18 protein-coding genes are annotated in these 20661 nt (G+C 31.1%); all 18 read left to right on the plus strand.

Annotated elements, in window-relative coordinates:
* Positions 1 to 5: 5 nt before the first annotated feature.
* Complete coding sequence (locus CDLVIII_RS12210; RefSeq protein ID WP_009169754.1) at positions 6 to 806, plus strand: hypothetical protein; 801 nt, start codon at positions 6 to 8, stop codon at positions 804 to 806.
* The gene (locus CDLVIII_RS29290) at positions 806 to 4855 is read left to right on the plus strand and encodes an N-acetylmuramoyl-L-alanine amidase family protein (RefSeq protein WP_009169755.1); all 4050 of its coding nucleotides are present in this window, start codon (positions 806 to 808) and stop codon (positions 4853 to 4855) included. The genes CDLVIII_RS12210 and CDLVIII_RS29290 overlap by 1 nt, the downstream gene beginning before the upstream one ends.
* 608 nt (positions 4856 to 5463) lie before the next feature.
* Positions 5464 to 6618, plus strand: a complete 1155-nt coding sequence (locus CDLVIII_RS12220) for an aldo/keto reductase (protein ID WP_009169756.1) — start codon at positions 5464 to 5466, stop codon at positions 6616 to 6618.
* A gap of 65 nt (positions 6619 to 6683) precedes the next feature.
* Positions 6684 to 7445 (plus strand): carboxymuconolactone decarboxylase family protein, encoded by a 762-nt coding sequence (locus tag CDLVIII_RS12225; RefSeq protein WP_009169757.1) that lies wholly within the window; start codon positions 6684 to 6686, stop codon positions 7443 to 7445.
* A gap of 143 nt (positions 7446 to 7588) precedes the next feature.
* Positions 7589 to 8758, plus strand: a complete 1170-nt coding sequence (locus tag CDLVIII_RS12230; protein ID WP_009169758.1) for an iron-containing alcohol dehydrogenase — start codon at positions 7589 to 7591, stop codon at positions 8756 to 8758.
* A gap of 127 nt (positions 8759 to 8885) precedes the next feature.
* Positions 8886 to 9311 (plus strand): cupin domain-containing protein, encoded by a 426-nt coding sequence (locus CDLVIII_RS12235; protein ID WP_009169759.1) that lies wholly within the window; start codon positions 8886 to 8888, stop codon positions 9309 to 9311.
* 89 nt (positions 9312 to 9400) lie between these two features.
* A complete protein-coding gene (locus CDLVIII_RS12240) occupies positions 9401 to 9931 on the plus strand; it encodes a flavodoxin (protein WP_009169760.1) in 531 nt (176 codons plus the stop codon).
* Between the two features lie 143 nt (positions 9932 to 10074).
* On the plus strand, positions 10075 to 11445 hold the full coding sequence (locus CDLVIII_RS12245) for an MATE family efflux transporter (protein WP_009169761.1): 1371 nt from the start codon (positions 10075 to 10077) through the stop codon (positions 11443 to 11445).
* A gap of 72 nt (positions 11446 to 11517) precedes the next feature.
* A complete protein-coding gene (locus CDLVIII_RS12250; RefSeq protein ID WP_009169762.1) occupies positions 11518 to 11895 on the plus strand; it encodes a MerR family transcriptional regulator in 378 nt (125 codons plus the stop codon).
* Between the two features lie 152 nt (positions 11896 to 12047).
* Positions 12048 to 13202 (plus strand): aldo/keto reductase, encoded by a 1155-nt coding sequence (locus CDLVIII_RS12255; RefSeq protein WP_009169763.1) that lies wholly within the window; start codon positions 12048 to 12050, stop codon positions 13200 to 13202.
* Between the two features lie 254 nt (positions 13203 to 13456).
* The gene (locus CDLVIII_RS12260; protein ID WP_242835905.1) at positions 13457 to 14566 is read left to right on the plus strand and encodes a diguanylate cyclase; all 1110 of its coding nucleotides are present in this window, start codon (positions 13457 to 13459) and stop codon (positions 14564 to 14566) included.
* Between the two features lie 338 nt (positions 14567 to 14904).
* Entirely contained in the window at positions 14905 to 15213 is a 309-nt protein-coding gene (locus CDLVIII_RS12265; protein ID WP_009169765.1) for a YdcP family protein, read from the plus strand.
* 26 nt (positions 15214 to 15239) lie between these two features.
* A complete protein-coding gene (locus CDLVIII_RS12270) occupies positions 15240 to 15623 on the plus strand; it encodes a YdcP family protein (protein ID WP_009169766.1) in 384 nt (127 codons plus the stop codon).
* A gap of 114 nt (positions 15624 to 15737) precedes the next feature.
* On the plus strand, positions 15738 to 15932 hold the full coding sequence (locus CDLVIII_RS12275; protein ID WP_009169767.1) for a hypothetical protein: 195 nt from the start codon (positions 15738 to 15740) through the stop codon (positions 15930 to 15932).
* A 297-nt stretch (positions 15933 to 16229) separates the two neighbouring features.
* Positions 16230 to 17648, plus strand: coding sequence for a glycoside hydrolase family 1 protein (locus CDLVIII_RS12280; protein WP_009169768.1), 1419 nt, complete (start codon positions 16230 to 16232; stop codon positions 17646 to 17648).
* Positions 17649 to 18059: 411 nt separating this feature from the next.
* Entirely contained in the window at positions 18060 to 19430 is a 1371-nt protein-coding gene (locus tag CDLVIII_RS12285) for an FtsK/SpoIIIE domain-containing protein (RefSeq protein WP_009169769.1), read from the plus strand.
* Between the two features lie 25 nt (positions 19431 to 19455).
* The gene (locus CDLVIII_RS12290) at positions 19456 to 19722 is read left to right on the plus strand and encodes a hypothetical protein (protein ID WP_009169770.1); all 267 of its coding nucleotides are present in this window, start codon (positions 19456 to 19458) and stop codon (positions 19720 to 19722) included.
* 441 nt (positions 19723 to 20163) lie between these two features.
* Positions 20164 to 20658: a hypothetical protein gene (locus tag CDLVIII_RS12295; protein ID WP_009169771.1), complete on the plus strand. Its 495-nt coding sequence runs from the start codon at positions 20164 to 20166 to the stop codon at positions 20656 to 20658.
* Positions 20659 to 20661: the final 3 nt, after the last annotated feature.

Below are 20661 nucleotides of genomic sequence, written 5' to 3' on the forward strand. Positions count from 1 at the left end.
TAAAAATGAGAAAAATTAGAATTTTAGAAAAGTTTATAGCTTTATTGGTTGTATCAACTATTGGATTGTGCCCAGGTATCGTTGCCTTAGCAGATACTGAAAGCCAAGATATCAATTTAGAAAAAACAGTGCAAGTTGAAAATAAAGAAAGCTTAGTAGCAGATGATGTAGCTGACATAGGAAAATTTACAGCAACAACTTCAAGTGTCGTAGTTCTGGAAAGGCCTGACTCTGAAACAGATGATTCTGCAATTGAGAAGCCAGTAAGTATTGATTTAAATAATGAATATAATAAGGCGAATGAAGCTTTAAGAGTATTTAAAGTAACTAATGTTACTACAGAAGAAGATGTAATTGACTTAATGAAAGGTAACATAGATAGAAACATAGCAATATCAATCAAAGATTTCAATGTTATACCTGCAACAATAGATACATTTGGAGCTGTTACAGGAATATTGACCTTTACATTCAATGGAGAAGCACAAGAATTAAAGATTTATAAACCTATAGATAAATTAAAGGTAGAAAATGTAGTTGTTTCTAGTTTAAAAGTTAAAATGAATGGTCTAGAGCAAGATAAGCAATTATTGTATATTGGCGATAAAGCTTACGTTCAAGTAACTGGATATAACGTAGAAGGAAAACAAGTAGAGTTAGAACAAAGTTTAATTCAATATCAATGGTATGTAGATGGAAGAGCTATTCTTGACGGAACAAATTCAGAACTAAAAATAACGAAAGATATGAAGGGTAAAGATATAAAGTGCACAGTTAATTACGATGATAAAGGAGGAGCTATATAGTGCTTGGAAAAATTTTTAAAAGAAATAAAACTAAAGCAATAGCAATCGCATTAGTATTATCATCACTTCTTAATAGTATTCCTTTTGCAGCAGTTAATGCAGCGACTGCTACGGCAACAGCTTCAGTGTCATCATTTGATCCTACAAGTTTTTTGACAGAATCAGGATGGATTATGAATTCTGATGGAATAAGTTCATATAAACCTACAGATCAATTAGGTACGAGTGCAAGTACAGGTGCGTGGTTATATGTTAATGGTGCACAAATGCCTATAATAAATACTGGAATGGGTGTTTATGGAAGTGTAGTTACAGCTCCTGAAGGTTCAAATATTTATATGGAATTTGATGCAGTTAGTGAAAGTACAGGCACCTACGAGGGATATTATAAAACTTACAGTAGAAGAATAATTACTGTTGATAATGCAGAACAGACTCTTGATTTATATTACAAAGGAAGTAGACATGATGGTAATGATGTATATGTCTATATTGTTCCAACACCAGTAGGTTCAGCTGATACTCCTGATACTGCTGCTTCAAATGCTCAGCAAACTTTACTTAATACTAAAATAGACAATTCAACAACTTTAGCACAGCTACAAGCTTTAGTACAAAGTTCTGTTGATATATCTAAGTATTCTGTTAGTTTATCTCAAACAAATAGAGTGGCAGCTACGGAATCAAGTGATGGGGTTTTTGCTGGTAATTTAACTGTAACATCAATGTCTAACGGAGAACAATCAACTACTTCATTTACTCTGCCTATCTCTAAACTGGCTCAAAGTTTAAGTACTATTTCTACTACTTTAAGTAATTTTATTAAAAGTTATAGTGCTGTTAATAGTAGTACTGCAAATGACTTTAAAACGGCAGTTGCTATTACAAACCCATCGTATAATATTACGGTAGGGAATTGGAGCTTAACTCCTGCTACTGATACTAATACTGGAAGTTTGAGTTGTAATGTATATATAAATGAAGGATCAACAGTAAGGCAAACTTTTGCGGTAAGTAAAACTGTAGATAAATTACCAACAACATCAGCAACAGCGTCAATATTAATATCAAATTTAGTAAGTAATTACACTGCAACCAATGCCTCAGATAAAACAGCCTTTTTAACATCTTGTAAGAATGCAGTTGCAGGTAACATAACAGTTACAATACCTACATGGACATTGACTAAAGCTAGTGAAACATCTAAGGGAAGTTTAGTAGGAACTATAAATGTTAGCGATGGAACTACAAATCAAATTGTTACAATAAACAAGATTATTAATTACTTAGATGAATCAATAGCTACAGCTCAATTGAATGTTGAAAATGCAATGAATAGTTTGGCAGCAAATAATTATATTGCTGAAGATGAAGTTTTAAATATTGCTAAATCTGCAATTAATACAAATTATTTTGATGTTTCAATAAGTGATTTTCAGAATATAAATTCTACTGAAACAATACTAGGAAAAATAACTGGAACTATTACAATTAAAGACAAGAGTGATAGCGCCATTACTAGAACTGTGCCACTAGATAAAACTATTCCAATTTTAGTACAAACTTTAGACAATGCTAAAACGGTAGTTACAGAGCTTTTAAATAACTATAGTGTAAATAATACAACTACTGAAGAACAAGTGCTAAGTGCTGTAAATAAAGCTATAAATACAAATTACATTACAGCCACCTTAGAAAGTTTTGATTTAAGAAAATCAAGTGAAACTAATGAAGGTAATGCAAATATAACAATAAGATTAGCAGATAACAGCGGTAATAGTGAGGATATTACAAAAAATTATACTATTGGAGTTCAAAAACAATCAGTAGCAACAATAAAAAGCCTTTATGAAAAAGCTTTAGAAAATATTCAGATATCAAATAATACAACAAAAGATGATATTCTTGATAATGTCCTAGTTACAAATCAATCTATAAAAGTAACTATGAACGATTTTAGTAAAACTGATTCTACGGAAACAAAAAGTGGAATAATAACTGGTACTATTAACATAACAGATGGAAATATAACAGAAGCAGTACCAGTTAAATTGAAAATAGCACAGCTTAAGGAATCAGTTGATACAGTTGCAGCATTTTTCACAAGTAAATTGAAGACATTCGTTGCTACTAACGAAGTAACAGAAGATGACATTAAGTCATTAGTTTATACTCGAAGTAATGAAGATATCAGCGTAGATATTAAAGATTTTTCAGTGTTACAGGCTAATGATACAGAAGAAGGAAAGGTAACTGGTACAGTTGAAATATCAGATGGCATAAATACAAGATATGTTGAAATTGATAAGACAATTCAATTGCTAAGCCAAGATCTTTCAACTTCAACTCGATTGGTGCAAAATATATTAAACACATATGCAGCAAGCAATAGTACAACCTTCGATGAAATATTAAGAGCCTGCAATGAAGTTGTTACAAACTCAAATATAGATATTTATTATAAAACAGATGGAGAACTTAAAAAAGTTGATTCAGATGAATTTAATGCAGGATATATGAACGGAACTGTAATAATTGCAGATGGAAGTGCTACAATAGAACTTCCATTTAATATAATCATAAAAAAGACAGATCAAACATTATTAGGAGCAAAGACATTAATAACGGAAACTTTAAACAACTTTAAGCCTACTAATGCAACAGTAGAACAGGATGTAATAAATGCTGTAGAAACTAATATAAGAAGCAGCAATATAAATGTTATGTTTGGAGCAAATGAAGAAAAATTTAATAAAACTTTAGCTACAGAATTTAGTAAAGGTTTGATATCTGGAGCAATAAATGTATCAGATGAGATTGATATATTTAAAATTCCAGTTAATTTAATCATAAGTCAATTGCCACAGACAATTGATCAGGTAGCACAAGGTATAGAAGTAGCATTACCTAATTTTGTAGTAACTAATGATACAACACCAGATGATATTAAAAAACAAATAGAAGATGTGTGTGCAGCTAATATGATTGTTGCAATTAAGGAGTTCAATAAAACAGTATCTACATTAGAGAGTGCAGGGAATATACAAATAACAGTTATTCTTGTAGATAAAAATACAGGAAGTACTAAGGAAATTCTGTTTAACTTGACCATTCCCCAATTACAACAAACCCTTGATGAAGCTAAAAATACAGTAATAGAGGTATTACCAACTTTACCTGTTAGTAATGATACAACAAAGGATGATTTGCAAAATCAACTTCAAGATAAAGTTGGTGATAATATTACTATAATAATTGGAGATGGAGATTTTGGTAAAACTCCTGCTACGACTACAACCTCAGGAGAAATTACAGGTGTTGTTACCATTATAGATAATAATACTGGAAAGCAAACAACGATTCCAATCGATTTAATTATAGGTAAATTAGTAGCGAAACCGAGTTCAGGTGGAGGCGGCGGTGGTTCATCATCAGATAAAGATAAATCAAGTTCTATTCAAGATCAAACAGGTAATATTAAAAATGGAGCTGGAACATGTGAATGGAAAAATGAAAATGGATCATGGCATTACTATACTAATGGTGTAATACAAATTGGATGGGTTCAAATAGAAAGATTATGGTATTACTTTAATGTTGATGGAACATTACAAATTGGTTGGTTATATGAAAATGGAAACTGGTACTACTTAAATCCAAATCCAGATGATCATTTAGGAGCAATGGAGACCGGTTGGTTAAGTTATGATGGAGCATATTTCTATTTAAATAGCACAGGTGCAATGGCTAGAGGATGGCAAACTATTGATGAAAATTGGTACTACTTTCAGTCAAATGGAGCAATGAGAACTGGATGGCTTGAGGATACTGATGGAAGTTGGTATTACTTAGAAGAAAGTGGAGTAATGGAAACTAACTGGTTCTATGACAAGGGAAAGTGGTATTACTTAAATAATTCTGGTAGCATGGCAACTGGTTGGTTTAAAGATACTAATGATAATTGGTATTACGCAGATCAATCTGGAGCTATGCTAAAAAGCACAATAGTAGATGGCTATAACTTAGATGATCAAGGGAGATTAATATAAAACTTTAGGGAAAAGAAGTGAGAGTAAATGTTGCTTTTAACCATAAAAAATTATAATAAAAGATTGCAAAATAGGTTGGGAAATATGAAATAACTGAAACAGATAAGAAGATAGATGAGCAATACATTCCCAATACAGTGAATGATAGAAAAAACAAAGCAATTGAAAAAATCATTACCTTTAACTTATGCATTTATAGATAAAGAATCATATCAATGTTTCTGTGGTTATTGATATAGAGTCTGGAGATACAATAGAATAGAGTTAGAGATTAAGGAATGCTGTGAAAATGATATCTCTTTTTAGGTTTGGCGTTCAGAAATGAGCGTCTATTTATGTGTAAAAAACTCAGAAAGAAAGTAACTCACACATACAACATGAAGAACAGAAAAAAGAGAAACGTGCACCTTCATTAAAAATTAATAACTGCTAGTTTAAAACCACAGCTTTTTTACTTATCAAAGATTCTTATCGATTTATAAATCTAGAGTATAAAAAAGTAGGATAAAAAAGTAGAAAAAGACTTGACTTGGAGTTCACTCCAGATGCTACACTTCATATTGAAATGAGTTAATGAAATATATATAAGTATTGAGGGAGGTTTTATTATGGAATTGATGAAAGAGAAAAAATTAGGATTTGGATGTATGCGTCTGCCTTTATTAAATAAAGAGGATCAGACTTCTTTTGATTATGAATTAATTAATAAGTTATTTGATACCTATTTGGAAAAGGGATTTACTTATTTTGATACTGCTTACACATATCATAGTTATCATTGTGAAAAAGCGATACGTAAAGCCTTAGTAGAGCGCCATCCTAGAGATTCGTTTCAATTAGCGACAAAATTACCACTTCGTGATTTCAAAGATAGTGAGGATATGGAACACATCTTTAATGAACAGCTAACTAACTGTGGTGTTGATTTTTTTGACTACTATTTGTTACACAATATGGGTTCTAATGTTTATGAGAAATGCTGTAAATATGGTGCTTTTGATTTTGTTCAGCGAAAGAAAGCTGAAGGTAAAATCAGAGTCGTTGGTATGTCTTTTCATGATATACCAGAATTACTAGAAGAGATTTTATCAAAGTATGGTGATGGAGTGGATTTCGTTCAACTTCAAATTAACTATGTTGACTGGGAGCAGCCAAATGTTCAATCCCGTCGTTGCTTAGAAATTGCTAATAAATATAATAAACCAGTAACTGTTATGGAACCTTGCAAAGGTGGAACTCTTGTAAATATACCAGAAGAAGCTGAAAAATTAATGAAAGACTATAATCCTACTTTTTCTACTGCAAGCTGGGCATTTCGCTACGCAGCCAGCCAAAAGGGAGTATTTCGAGTATTAAGTGGAATGAATAGTATGGAACAGGTAGAGGATAATGCTTCAGTTATGGGAGATTTCGTACCTTTAAATGAAGAAGAAAATACCATTATTAAAAGGGTTACTAGAATCATTAATGATAAAACAGCTGTGCAATGTACTGCCTGTGAGTATTGTACGCACGGATGTCCAAAGAACATTGCAATTCCAAAATATTTTGCCTTATACAACAGTATTATGCGTACTACTGGTAGTTTTTCAAGTCAAATGGTGTATTACAATAATATTGCTATCAATAATGGGAAAGCTAGTGAGTGCATTGATTGTAAACAATGTGAAAAAGCTTGTCCACAGCATTTGCCAATTACCACTCATTTAAAGGACGTGGTAGAAAAATTTGAGAAGAACAGCATTGTTCCCATCAGAAAATAATTATATAGAATTAGTATCCAGAAAAAGGAAGGAATTAAATAAGAAGAGAAATGGAAGTGTATAAAATGAGGATTAGTGATACAGCAGAAAAGAACCATGAAGCGTTATTTTCAAATCATAAATCAACTTTAAAAGTAACAGATCCAGAATTAATTGAAGTATTTGATAACTTTGCATTTGATGAAGTATTACAGTATGGTGAATTAGATACTAAGTTAAGAATGAAGGTTATTTTAGCAGCAATGATTGCTATGCAGACATTAAGTGAATATAAAGTAATGGCTGGAGCAGCTTTAAATGTAGGAGTTACACCAATAGAAATAAAAGAAATAGTATATCAATCTGTAGCATACTGTGGCATTGCAAAAGCTTTTGATTTTATTCATGCAACTAATGAAATACTTAGAAGCAGAGGTATTAAATTGCCATTAGAGAGTCAGTCAACTACTGATCCAGATAATAGAATGAAGGAAGGACTACAAATTCAAAAAGAAATAATTGGAGCAGAAGTTATTGATAAGATGTATGAGAACTCTCCAGAAAGTCAAATTCATATTCAGAAATACTTATCTGGAAACTGTTTTGGTGACTATTATACAAGAAAAGGGCTAGATGTTAAAACAAGAGAGTTACTAACATTTTCAATGCTGATTGCCATGGGAGGATGTGAGATGCAAGCAAAAGGACATATCATGGCGAATGTTCATGTAGGAAATGATAAACAACTTTTATTAATTGTTGTAACTAATTTATTGCCTTACATTGGTTATCCAAGAGCATTAAGTGCAATTAGTTATTTAAATGAGATGATTCCAGAAAGTAAATAGAAAATATATACGAATTTACTATTTTGAGAATATAGATAAACTTGATTAAAAAAGAGCATTGGATTGATTAAGGGCAGTATAAAAGATTGAAATATATTTTAAATAAAACTTTAACAAACCAACAATAGAAAGGAAGTTATGAAATGAACGACTTTATTTACGATATACCTGTAAAGGTATATTTCGGAAAAGATCAACTTGGAGGAAATTTAGGAGAAGAGTTAAAAAAGTATGGCACACGCGTGTTGCTTACTTATGGAGGAGGATCAATTAAAAAAATAGGATTATATGACAAGATTGCAGCAGAAATTAAAAATGCAGGACTTGAATTATTTGAATTCTCAGGTATTGAACCAAATCCACGTGTTACATCTGTTAATAAAGGTGCAGAAATCTGCAAGAAGGAAAAAATTGATGTATTACTAGCTGTAGGTGGTGGTTCTACAATAGATGCTACTAAGTTTATTGGTGCAGCTACATTTTACGATGGTGATTCATGGGATATTCTTACTAATAAAGCACCTGTTACGAATTGTCTTCCTATAGTTACAGTGCTGACACTGGCTGCGACTGGTTCAGAAATGGATGCAGGTGGTGTTATCAGTAATTTGGAAACAAAAGATAAGATTGGTTACATTCATCCTATGCTACTTCCAAAAGTGTCTTTCCTTGATCCAACTAATACTTACACAGTTAGTCCATATCAGACTGCATGTGGTGCAGCAGATATTATGTCTCACATTATGGAAGTGTATTTTAATATGAATCAAGATTTATATATGTTAGATAGCGTTGCAGAAGGGCTTATGAAAACCGTCATTAAATATGCTCCAATTGCAATGAAAGAACCGGAAAATTATGAAGCTCGTGCAAATTTGATGTGGGCATCATCGTGGGCTATCAATGGTTTTATAAACGGAGGCAAAAGGCAGGCATGGAGCTGTCATCCAATGGAACATGAAGTGTCTGCAATCTATGACATCACTCATGGTTTAGGGCTTTCTATACTTACACCACGTTGGATGGAATATACATTAGATGAAACAACAGTATCAAAATTTTATCAATTTGGATGTAATGTATTCGGCATTAATAAGGATATGGAACCTATGGCAGTTGCAAAGAAAAGTATTGATATGTTATCTGACTTCTTCTTTAAAACATTAGATTTAAAGAGTACTTTTACAGAATTAGATATTGATGCTGTAAACTTTAGCGTAATGGCAAGGAAAGCCTGTGCAGGTGGTGTTCTGCCAGGATTTAAACCGCTTAATGAACAGGATATTGAAAAAATCTTTAAGATGTGCTTGTAATAATTGATTGACTGATCTTAATGCACTTGAATCAAAACTGGTGCATTATTGTTAGGAAGAAATGTTATTAATTAATCTATAAAGTTTTAATAAGTATTTGTAATTTAAAAATTAAGGAGATAGAACAATGAATAATTCAAATAATTTAAATAATAGTGTAATTTTCTCAAAAGGTGAGAAAGCTTCAGAGGCATTTGCAAAATATTTTATAGGTACGAGTTACCTTAATATGTTAGTACCATTCGATAGTCCATTAAAATGTCCAATTGGGAATGTAACTTTTGAACCAGGGTGCCGTAATAACTGGCATAAGCATCCTGGGGGACAAATTCTTTTAGTTACTGGAGGAAGAGGATGGTATCAAGAAGAAGGAAAAGATGCAAGAGAACTTCATCCAGGAGATGTAGTAGAAATACTTCCAAACGTAAAACACTGGCATGGTGCTGCAGGTGACAGTTGGTTTGTTCATCTTGCAATTGAAGGAGATATGTCGAAGGGGCCAGCAGAATGGTTAGAGCCGGTAACAGATGAGTATTACAATAAATTTAAATAAGACATTGGTATTCAGATAAATAAAATGATTAGTATTGTCTAATGTGACATCAGTAGAGAAAATATAGAAAATTAGAGAGGAATGGTAAAATGAAAAATTCAAAAAGTCTTATTGCTTATTTTTCACGAAAAGGAAATAATTATGCGAGAGGCAAGATTGTAAACCTTAAAATCGGAAATACAAAAGTATTAGCAAATAAAATACATGAATTAACAGGAGGTGATATGTTTGAGATAAAAACAGTAAAATCCTATCCAGAAGATTATACAGAAACAACAAATGTAGCAAAGAAAGAACTAAGGGAAAATACCAGACCTGAAATTACACAAAAAGTAGATAATATGGATTCTTATGATGTAATTTATTTAGGATATCCCAATTGGTGGGGAACAATGCCTATGGCGGTATTTACGCTTTTAGAGTCATATGACTTTTCAGGAAAGACCATTGTTCCATATTGCACCCATGAAGGTAGTGGAATGGGAAACAGTGAACGTGATATTAAGAAACTTTGCCCAAATAGCAATGTTTTATCAGGTTTGGCGATCAGAGGCAGTAGCTCTGACAAAGCGGGCAAAGATCTTGAAAAATGGTTGAAAAAACTTGATTTAATACCATAAGGTTTTCTTCTTTAACTATTCATGAAGGATGAAAAGAAGTAGATTTTTTATGTCTAAACATTATATTCGTAGATAAGAAAATTAATGGAAATTAGGCTATGAAATTGAAATATGAAAATATGAAGACACAAGAAGGATAAAATATGGGGAATAAAATTTTGAAACAAAAATCTTTAACTGAAAAAAGATTATTTACGAATATGAATTTATTTAAATTATTCATACCTCTTATAATAGAACAGTTTTTAGAATATTTGGTGGGACTTGCAGATTCAATTATGGTATCATCAGTTGGGGAATCTGCTGTGTCTGGTGTATCCTTAGTTGATTTTGTAATGGCGTTATTAATAAGCGTATTTGCAGCACTAGCTACTGGAGGTACTGTAATTGCAGGACAATATCTAGGAAAAAAGCAGTTGAAAGAATCAAGAGAAGCAGCTAATCAATTAGTATGGTTTGCTGCTGTATTTTCAATTAGCATAATGCTTATTATTTATCTGATAAAACCACTTATTTTAAATGGTCTTTTTGGAACGATAACAGAGGAAGTTCGTAATGATGCAAATATATATTTGATGATTACAACAATATCCATTCCGTTTCTTGCATTATATAATGTTGGAGCGGCAATCTTCCGTACCATGGGTAATGCAAAGTTGCCTATGAAGATAATGTTTGTTATGAATGTAGCACATGCAATAGGAAATGCAGTACTAATTTATGGATTTCACTTTGGAATTGAAGGAGTTGCGGTGCCAACTACAATAGCACGTGTTGCAGCTGGGGTTATTGTTATAATATTAGCTTTTAATAAAAGGCAACCAATATATTTAAAGAGAAGTTTAAAGCATAAATTTAATTGGCCAATGCTCAGAAGAATATTAGGCATTGGTATTCCATATGGATTAGAAAATGGTTTGTTTTATTTTGGAAGAATTGTAGTGTTAAGTTTAGTAGCTACTTTTGGAACAGCTTCAATAGCTGCAAACGCAGTTTCAGGGACTATTGTTATGTTTCAAGTACTTCCTGGTATGGCAATTGGGCTTGGATTAACTGTAATCATATCCAGATGCATAGGTGCTGGTGAGTATGAACAAGCTAAATATTACACTAGAAAAATAATTGGTATTGTATATATGGCTCATATAATAAGCTGCACAGTAGTACTTGCATTGCTTCCAAGTATATTAAGAGTTTATGGCTTATCCGAAGCAGCGACAGCTTTGACTACACAAACTGTTTGGAGTCACGGAATAGTTATGGTATTAATTTGGCCACTTGCATATACTTTACCTGTAACATTTCGTGCAGCAGGAGATGCGAAATTTCCTATGATCGTTGGAATTCTATCTATGTTTTTTTGCCGTATTGCATTAGCTTATATAGTATGTATGCATTTCAATATGGGGATGTTTGGCACATGGGTGGCTATGTTTATTGATTGGATTGTTAAAGCACTAATTTTTATATACCGTTACTTAAGTGGAAGATGGACGAAATTCCATGCAATTTAATAGACAAAAGATAGAAAATATTGACTTGGACTGAACTTCAAGTGTTATATTGTCAGAAGGAGGTGAGATCATATGACAATTGCAGAAGTAAGTAAAAAATTTGATCTTTCACAAGATACACTTCGTTATTATGAACGTATAGGATTAATACCTGGAGTAGACAGAAATAAGAGTGGAAATAGAGATTATACAGAAGAGGACTGCAAGTGGGTAGAATTTATAAAGTGTATGAGAGGAGCGGGGCTTCCAATAGAAATATTAATTGAGTATGTTACTTTGTTTCAGCAGGGCGATGAAACTATTGAAACTAGAAAAGAGCTATTAAGTGAGCAACGTAGACAACTGACAGAAAAAATAGATGACATGAAAAAAACATTGGATCGTCTTAATTATAAAATAGAAAGATATGACAAAGCGTTAGTTCCGAAGGAAAATGAATTAAAAAAATAAATGTTTAATTTTATGTATTACAAATAAAAAATTATTAAATAAATTCTCTTTGCACTTATTTAGAAACAAAAAAGTGTAAAGAGTTTTTGGAATATAAAACATATTGTATTTGAATTAACTTAAAGTGATATGTTGGTTATGAGGTGAGTAATATGGAATATCGAATTTTAGGAAGAACAGGAATTAAAGTAAGTAATATCGGCATTGGTGGAGAGGGATTTGAAAATAAAAGTTATGAAGATTGTGAAACAATTATTAATTGTGCAATCAATAAGGGAATTAACTTTATTGATATATATAATTCAAATCCGAAAGTTAGAAGTAATGTTGGAAAAGCATTAAGTAAATATCCTAGAGATAGTTTTGTTATTGAAGGACATTTATGTTCTATGTGGGATAGAGGACAATATAGACGTACTAGAAATATTAATGAAGTTGTTACTGCATATGAAGACTTTTTAAATAGAATGAAATTAGACTATGTGGATGTAGGAATGATTCATTATGTTGATGATCAGAAAGATTTTAATAGTATTTTTAATGGAGAAATAATTGAATATGCAAAACAATTAAAAGAAAAAGGAGTTCTTAAGTCGATAGGAATATCAACTCATAATCCAGATATTGCTTTTAGGGCTGTTGAAACGGGGATAATTGATGTGATTTTATTTAGCATTAATGCTGCTTATGATATGTTACCGGCCAGTGAGGATGTAAATATACTATTTGAAGAAAATACTTTTAAAGATAGAGCCTATGAGGGAATTGATCCAAAACGTGATAAGTTATATCAAATTTGTGAAAATGCAGGAGTTGCTTTAACTGTTATGAAAGGATATGCTGCTGGAGTGCTATTAAGTGATAAAGAATCTCCTTTTGAAAAAGCACTGACTCCAGTGCAATGCTTACATTACTGCCTGACAAGGCCAGCAGTTGCTTCTGTAATGGTTGGAGTATCTGATACCAATCAAATATTAGCAGCAGCAGCATATAGTTCCGCAAGTAATGAAGAAAAGGATTATAGCGAAGTTCTTGCAAATGCTCCAAGAAGTTCATTTAGCGGGCATTGTATGTATTGTGGTCATTGTGCTCCATGTTCAAAAAAAATAGATATTGCATCGATAAATAGATATTTAGATTTAGCATTAATTCAAGAAAGTGTTCCAGAGACGTTAAAGAATCATTATGACTTATTAGAATACCATGCAAGTGAATGCATAGAATGCGGTTTATGTGTGAAAAATTGCCCGTTTGGTGTAGATATTATTAATAAAATGAAACAGGCAGTTAAATTATTTAAAAACTGAACATCTGTATAAATAGTTAAAAAAGTGTATTAACGTTTCTCTAGTTATTGATATGGAGTGTAGAAACACGTTAAATATAGTAGATTAAATATTATAATATTGCAACTTAATATTTATAACTATGTGTAAGAAGCCAAATTTTCATACTGAGAATTTGGCTTTTTACTATAGTTTAACATATATAATTAATTAATTTATAACTATGTTATAGCAAAGATGGATATTAAATTTTGAACTCAATTAAATTAATTACTGTGAAAGAGGAAGAAAAAATGGTATTAGGTTTTTTTCAAAATGCATGCATTTTAATTGCATTTTTAAGTATAATTCAACATTTTTCTAGAGATAAAAATATTTTTGAAAGTTTGTCATTGAATAGAAAAATTATTTTTGGATTTTGCAATGGTATACTAGGTATAATATTAATGATAAGTAGTGTACAAATTACGAATGATGTAATTATTGATTTTCGGTATATACCAATTTTATTAATGGCCTTTTATTGTGGGATTTTACCTTCAATTATTGCTTCTCTTGTGATAGGAGTTTTTAGATTTTTATTTCTAGGAATCTCAAGTGTATCAATAATTGGGCTAATAGATGCATTACTAATAGGAATTGGATTTGGATTTATTGCTTCATTAAAGTTATCAAAAAAAATTAAATATGCTTATTCTATGTTTTTTTTAAGCATGGTATCAATAATTTCCTCATTTATAGCACTAAAAAATGTAATATTAATTTTCCGATCATTGATAATATTCATATTGGGATATGTAATAGTTTCTTATCTTTCAATTAAATATACGGATTATATAATCGAAACAATTGAGGTTTACCAAAGATTAAAAAAAGAAGCAACAAAAGATTATTTAACTGGATTAAATAATGTAAGGCAATTTGACGATAGTTTTAATAGTTTTTCTCGATTGGCTATACGCAAAAACGAAGAATTATCTATGTTAATTATAGATATTGATTTTTTTAAGAGAATAAATGATACTTATGGTCATGGTGCAGGAAATATTATTTTAAAGGATTTAGCAAAGATTTTTCTTGATACATGTAGAACCTATGATGTAGTATCTAGAATGGGTGGAGAAGAGTTTTCTATAATGTTATTAGATTGCTCGAAATCTAAAGCTTTTAAAATCGCAGAAAGATTAAGGCAGAATGTTGAAAATAATAATTTTTATATTTCAGATAGCGAGGTTATAAAAGTTACAATTTCAATTGGAATATCGTCATATCCTGAACTGACAAATCAAATTGAGAATTTACCTAAAAATGCTGACAGCGCATTATATAAAGCAAAAAACAGTGGGAGAAATAAAGTAGTGTTATTTAATGATTCTAAAACTTAATAAGAAATTCATTATGATGAGTCAAATAAATTTGAAATATGATTATAAATAATAATTAGATGTTTTCTTATAATATTAAAAAATATAGAAGATCACAATATGGCAGTTATATCCATAATGTGATCTATTTTTATGAAAAAAATTATAAAGGAAGTGATTCAAATACAGAGAAAAAATAAGGAGCGTTCACCTCCATCAAAGACTAATAAAATTTTTCTTATTTTGATTAATTGATATTTACTTAAATAAACAGGAAATTAGGTGTTTTTTTAAGCAGAATAGAAGCATTAGAAGTAAATTATCTAAATTTAAATAAAAAGGGAAAGAGGTAAAAAAATATGGAACTAAAATATGTGATCCCAAACATGGAAAAGACATTCGGAAATTTAGAATATGCTGGTGAAGGTAATATTGAACAAAGAAGAGTAAATGGGCATAATACAATTTTGTCACGTAGCTACAATTTATATTCAGATATTCAGAGGGCAGATGATATTGTTGTTATTCTTCCAGTTGAAGCAGGAGAGAAACATTTTGAAGTTGAAAAAAAGGTAAAGCTTATTAATCCACGAATTACCGCAGAAGGTTATAGAATTGGAGAGCGTGGATTTACAAATTATATTCTTCATGCAGATGACATGATATAAGCATAAGGAAAGAAGGAGAAATTAATATGAGATTAGCAAATGGAATTGTTATTGATAAAGAAGCTACATTTGGAAATTTAAAATTTTCTGCTTTAAGACGTGAGGTATACGTACAGAATGAAGATGGTACGCCATCAAGTGAAATCAAGGAACGTACCTATGATTTAAAGTCAGGAGGGCAAGGAAGAATGATTCAAGTTAGTATTCCGGCCACTGTGTCTTTAAAGGAATTTGATTACAACGCAGAAGTTGAGATTATAGATCCTTTAGCAGATACTGTTGCAAATGCTACTTTTCAGGGAGCGAACGTGGACTGGTATCTTAAAGCGCAAGATATTGTTTTAAAGAAGCAGTCTTCTTTTACTAATCAAAGTCAGAAGTCACAGGAAAAACAAAAATCACAGGAATAAAATCAGAAATATAGTGTAGACAATTAAATAATTAATAAACTAATGCAAAATCAGCATTAGTTTATTTTTTTACATCAAAAATAAGATATTTCATCAATGGAAAGGGTAAATAAAATGAGAAAAATTAGAATTATATCAAAATTTACCGCTTCATTGATTGTAGCAACTATTGGATTATCTCAAGGTCTTGTTGCTTTGACAGATACTGAAAGTCAAGATATAAATTTAGAAAAAAGAGTACAAATTGAAAATAAGGAGAGTTTAGTAGCAAATGATGTAACTACCATTTATAGAGTTAATGTAATATAATTTAAAGATTCAGTTCTGTTGTAGAATGTGTATTGCGGGAGCTTTTTAAACGACTTCCATTAATATATAGTATATTATCAATTCTATTTTTAACGTAGCCAAACTTTAAAATAAAAAACAAGGCGTATTATAAAAAAACAAATACCTAATAATAAACATGTGTTACTAAATAAGCTAAAGAAAACAAATGTAGAATTAATTATGGTATAGTAATGGAAAAGAATGAAAATCACTTTACTAAATTTTATATTTGATTTGTTTAATTGAATAAATATAACATGCGATGGAGGTTATTATATGTTTCATAAGAATTTAAAAGGTTTTCCAAAGGATTTTTTATGGGGAGCTTCAACATCTGCCTATCAAGTTGAAGGGGCTAACTTAATTGATGGTAAAGGACCATCTTGTCAGGATGTAAAAAAAGTACCAGAAGGAACTTCAGAATTAGATGTTTGTGCAGATCAATACCATCGTTATAAAGAGGACGTTGCTTTAATGGCTGAAATGGGCTTTAAGGTTTATCGTTTTTCTATTTCATGGTCTAGATTAATTCCAGAAGGAACTGGTGCAGTAAATCAAAAAGGAATAGAATATTATAATAATTTAATAGATGGATGTTTAAAATACAATATTATCCCTTTAGTTACAATGTTCCATTTTGATATGCCTGCAGCGCTAGATAAACGTGGCGGCTGGTCTAAAAGAGAATCAATTGATTGGTTTGTAGGCTTTGTAAAAGTTATGTATGAAAATTTTGGTGATAGAGTTAAGTACTGGTTAACTATTAATGAGCAAAATGTATTAACATTAATGGGTGATGTTATTGGTACTACAATGATACCTGAAGGATGTAATAACATAAGAAGAGAACTTTATCAACAAAACCATCACATGTTAGTTGCCCAGGCAAAAGCTATGGCCTTATGTCATGAAATGATTCCAAATGCTAAAATTGGACCAGCACCTAATATATCAGTGGTTTATCCTGCAAGTTGTAAACCAGAGGATAATTTAGCTGCTCAAAATTTAAATGCAATTCGTAACTGGCTATATTTAGATATGGCTGTGTATGGAAAATATAACAATTTAGTTTGGTCATTTTTAGAAGAAAATGATGCAGTTCCAGAAATTCTAGAAGGAGATATGGAAATTTTAGCTTCTGGAAAGCCAGATTTTATTGGATTCAATTATTACAGTACAGCTACAGTAGAAGCGTTTAATATTGAAGGTGGCGTAGGTAGTACAAAGGATCAGCAAAGAGCTATGGATGAACCTGGCGTATGTAAGGGCTTTAAAAATCCTAACTTACAAACAACACAATTTGGATGGGAAATCGATCCGGAAGGTTTTAGAGCTACAGCTAGAGAAATTTATTCAAGATACAGATTACCATTAATAGTAACTGAAAATGGTTTAGGAGCTTATGATAAATTAGAAGAAGATGGTTCAATTCATGATCCATATCGTATTGAATATTTAAGAAAACATATAGAACAGCTTCGTTTAGTTATTACAGATGGAGTTGAGATGATGGGGTATTGCCCATGGTCTGCTATCGATTTAATTTCTACCCATGAAGGTATGGTTAAACGTTATGGATTTATCTATGTAGATAGAGATGAATTTGATTTAAAGACCTTAGATCGTTATCGCAAAGACTCTTTCTATTGGTATAAAAAAGTTATTTCTACTAACGGTAAAGATTTAAGCAATTAACATATAACTTATATGATAAAGTTGTACCCAACAGAAAAACTTATAATTCTCTGTTGGGTATAATTTCTTGTTAAAATAATTATTTGATAATTTTAAGGCATAGATTATCTGAAATGCTTTTAGACCATAGCATAAATTTTCCCGGTATTTTACTTTCTGTATCAGACAAATAAACAAAATACTTCACTTGTATGCAAAAAAAATTAGGAATTGGAGATTATTTAATCTTATAAGCTAAGTTTTCATCATTAAAAACATATGCCATAATTAACTCCACCATTTATTAAAATATCTCTTATATTAATTTAAAAGCAAAATAACACATATTAAGTATTAAAAAGAGATAAAATGGAAGGAAGTGAGATTTAGTGAGAAATTCGGTAATATACACTTTCTCGCTAAAGATAAATAATGAAATTCTATAAAAATAGGGGAAAGAGAATCAAAACCAGCGATAAATCGCTGGTTTTTAATTTTGCAGCTGCTTCATTAACAGTAATTTTTAGTATAGCGTTTTTATTAATTAATGCAAAACAAATATTGCATATAAACTGGAGAAGTGTAAGTGTTTTAAAAAATGGTACTTTTCAGTTCCAGATTACTGCTTATTTTGTGTTTAGTGTGATTTTTGCAACAGGAGTAAGTTCATTTTCGGCATGGTTATATTACCGTTTTCAATATGACAGAATTAAGCAGCTAATGCATCGACAAAAATTAGCAAGAATGATACTAGAAAATAAATGGTATGAAGCAGAACAGGTACAATCAAACAGTTTTTTTAAAGATCTACATTCTGGCAAAACAAAAGAAAAAATCACTCATTTTCCAAAGATGTACTATAAGCTAAAAAATGGTTTGATTCATATTCAAGTAGAAATTACTATGGGTAAATATCAAGATCAGCTATTACATCTTGAAAAGAAGCTTGAAAGTGGTCTATATTGTGAAATTACTGACAAGGAATTGAAAGATTCTTATGTAGAATATACGCTGCTTTATGATACAATAGCAAATCGTATTTCTATTGAAGATGTACAGGCGGAATATGGAAAGTTAAGACTAATGAAAAATATTTGGTGGGAATATGATAAATTGCCTCATATGCTTATTGCAGGCGGTACAGGTGGAGGAAAAAGTTATTTCATTTTAACTTTAATTGAAGCTTTGCTGCGTACTAATTCTATACTTTATGTTCTTGATCCAAAGAATTCGGACCTTGCAGATTTGGAAGTTGTTATGCCTAATGTCTATTATAAAAGGGATGATATGATTGTCTGTATTGATAACTTTTATGATGAAATGATGAAGCGTAATGAGGACATGAAACAGATGAAGGGATATAAAACAGGAGAAAATTATGCTTATTTGGGATTAGCTGCGAATTTTTTGGTTTTTGATGAATATGTTGCTTTTATGGAAATGCTGGGAAGTAAGGAAAGTGCGGTTGTTCTTAATAAATTAAAACAAATTGTTATGCTTGGAAGACAGTCCGGATATTTTTTGATTCTTGCTTGTCAAAGACCAGATGCTAAATATCTTGGGGATGGAATGAGGGATCAGTTTAATTTTCGTGTAGCTTTAGGGCGTATGTCTGAAATGGGATATAATATGATGTTTGGCGAGGTTGAAAAAAATTTTTTCTTAAAGCAAATTAAGGGAAGGGGGTATGTAGATACTGGTACTAGTGTAATATCTGAATTTTATACTCCACTTGTACCCAAAGGTCATGATTTCTTAGATGAAATAAGTAAATTGATTGTAAAAACGGAGAAAGAAAGCTGATTAAAATTTGGAGGTGTTTAATTTAATGCAAGAAGTATATTCTATTGAAAATGTTGAGGAAATTATAGGCTATGATGAGTACATTAAGGATTTTGAAGAGCAGGCATCAGAGTATTGTAAAGCATCTGGTGCTAGAATATTACAAAGTGTTTTTTCTGAATTTACTGCTGACACGATTTGCAGTGTTTATTTAGATTATGGGCAAACAAAGGCAGAATATCCTATAAGGTTTGAGTTTAATATTAACGTAGAAGATGGGCAAGTGAGAGTGTCTTATATTGGTTTTAGTTAAAAAAGTTTAAAACAACAAGAAGCAGGCAGGAAGAGCAGGCGGCGTGCGAAGCGAAAGCCGCAGGTGATTCCTGACCTGCTTGCAGGTGTGGCGAAGCCACGCCTGCATATTATTAGCCCCCCGTATCTAACAGGGGGGCACAAATAAACTGAAAACAGGAGGTAAAAAGCTGAAGATCTTTTATTTACAATGGATTCAGGAAAATAAGGCGTATGTCAACTAAGGCTTAAAAGTTGACATTAGAAAGGAGAAAAACAACTTATATGAAATACATTTTTTTATAAAAGCAGAATTTGTAATGATTCCAGCAATAAAGTACTTGTTAAATTCAAAATTGTGTAAACCTAGGCCAGAATAAAACGGGCCTATTTTTTTGCACAATTTTTTGAAGAATAAAAATTTATACTAAAAAACTTTGACTACAGGTTAGGAGGAGAGTTAATGAAGAAAAAAATTATATCAGGATTAATAGCAATGTTGATGGCAATAGGAGGTGTACCAAATATATCTGCTTTTGCAGATACAACATCAAATCAAAGCAATATGGAGGGTAGTGCTACTACGGGAGTAGCAGCGACAATAAATGGTGATTCAGATTTAATAAAGAAAACAGATGATTTTCTTGTTTTAACGAATACAGAAATAACAACTGATGCAGCTGTAATACCAGGAGCTACTACAGAGGCAGCAGTTACGGTTAATAAAGTTGTTAATTTGACTTCAGGAATGCAAGGTGATCTTTGCGTTGGTGGAACTATTTCTATAATAGAAGTTCAAGGTTTTGATGCAAACGGTAATGAGGTTGATTTAGATGAAGGCAAAATAAAATATGAATGGATAGCTAATGATGAAGTAGTAGGAACAGATAAAAGTTTAGAAATTACAGAAGCTCTTAGAGGTAAAAAGATTGAATATAGTGTGTCTTATGATGATTAATAT

Source organism: Clostridium sp. DL-VIII, assembly GCF_000230835.1.
GTDB lineage: Bacteria > Bacillota > Clostridia > Clostridiales > Clostridiaceae > Clostridium.

Bases quoted from the DNA above. Each gene is read 5' to 3' on its own strand.
- CDLVIII_RS12230 (WP_009169758.1), top strand. From the start codon at position 7,589: ATGAACGACTTTATTTACGATATACCTGTAAAGGTATATTTCGGAAAA.
- CDLVIII_RS12270 (WP_009169766.1), top strand. From the start codon at position 15,240: ATGAGATTAGCAAATGGAATTGTTATTGATAAAGAAGCTACATTTGGA.
- CDLVIII_RS12295 (WP_009169771.1), top strand. From the start codon at position 20,164: ATGAAGAAAAAAATTATATCAGGATTAATAGCAATGTTGATGGCAATA.
- CDLVIII_RS12210 (WP_009169754.1), top strand. From the start codon at position 6: ATGAGAAAAATTAGAATTTTAGAAAAGTTTATAGCTTTATTGGTTGTA.
- CDLVIII_RS12250 (WP_009169762.1), top strand. From the start codon at position 11,518: ATGACAATTGCAGAAGTAAGTAAAAAATTTGATCTTTCACAAGATACA.
- CDLVIII_RS12245 (WP_009169761.1), top strand. From the start codon at position 10,075: ATGGGGAATAAAATTTTGAAACAAAAATCTTTAACTGAAAAAAGATTA.
- CDLVIII_RS12235 (WP_009169759.1), top strand. From the start codon at position 8,886: ATGAATAATTCAAATAATTTAAATAATAGTGTAATTTTCTCAAAAGGT.
- CDLVIII_RS12275 (WP_009169767.1), top strand. From the start codon at position 15,738: ATGAGAAAAATTAGAATTATATCAAAATTTACCGCTTCATTGATTGTA.
- CDLVIII_RS12240 (WP_009169760.1), top strand. From the start codon at position 9,401: ATGAAAAATTCAAAAAGTCTTATTGCTTATTTTTCACGAAAAGGAAAT.
- CDLVIII_RS12265 (WP_009169765.1), top strand. From the start codon at position 14,905: ATGGAACTAAAATATGTGATCCCAAACATGGAAAAGACATTCGGAAAT.
- CDLVIII_RS12285 (WP_009169769.1), top strand. From the start codon at position 18,060: ATGAAATTCTATAAAAATAGGGGAAAGAGAATCAAAACCAGCGATAAA.
- CDLVIII_RS12255 (WP_009169763.1), top strand. From the start codon at position 12,048: ATGGAATATCGAATTTTAGGAAGAACAGGAATTAAAGTAAGTAATATC.
- CDLVIII_RS12220 (WP_009169756.1), top strand. From the start codon at position 5,464: ATGGAATTGATGAAAGAGAAAAAATTAGGATTTGGATGTATGCGTCTG.
- CDLVIII_RS12280 (WP_009169768.1), top strand. From the start codon at position 16,230: ATGTTTCATAAGAATTTAAAAGGTTTTCCAAAGGATTTTTTATGGGGA.
- CDLVIII_RS12290 (WP_009169770.1), top strand. From the start codon at position 19,456: ATGCAAGAAGTATATTCTATTGAAAATGTTGAGGAAATTATAGGCTAT.
- CDLVIII_RS12225 (WP_009169757.1), top strand. From the start codon at position 6,684: ATGAGGATTAGTGATACAGCAGAAAAGAACCATGAAGCGTTATTTTCA.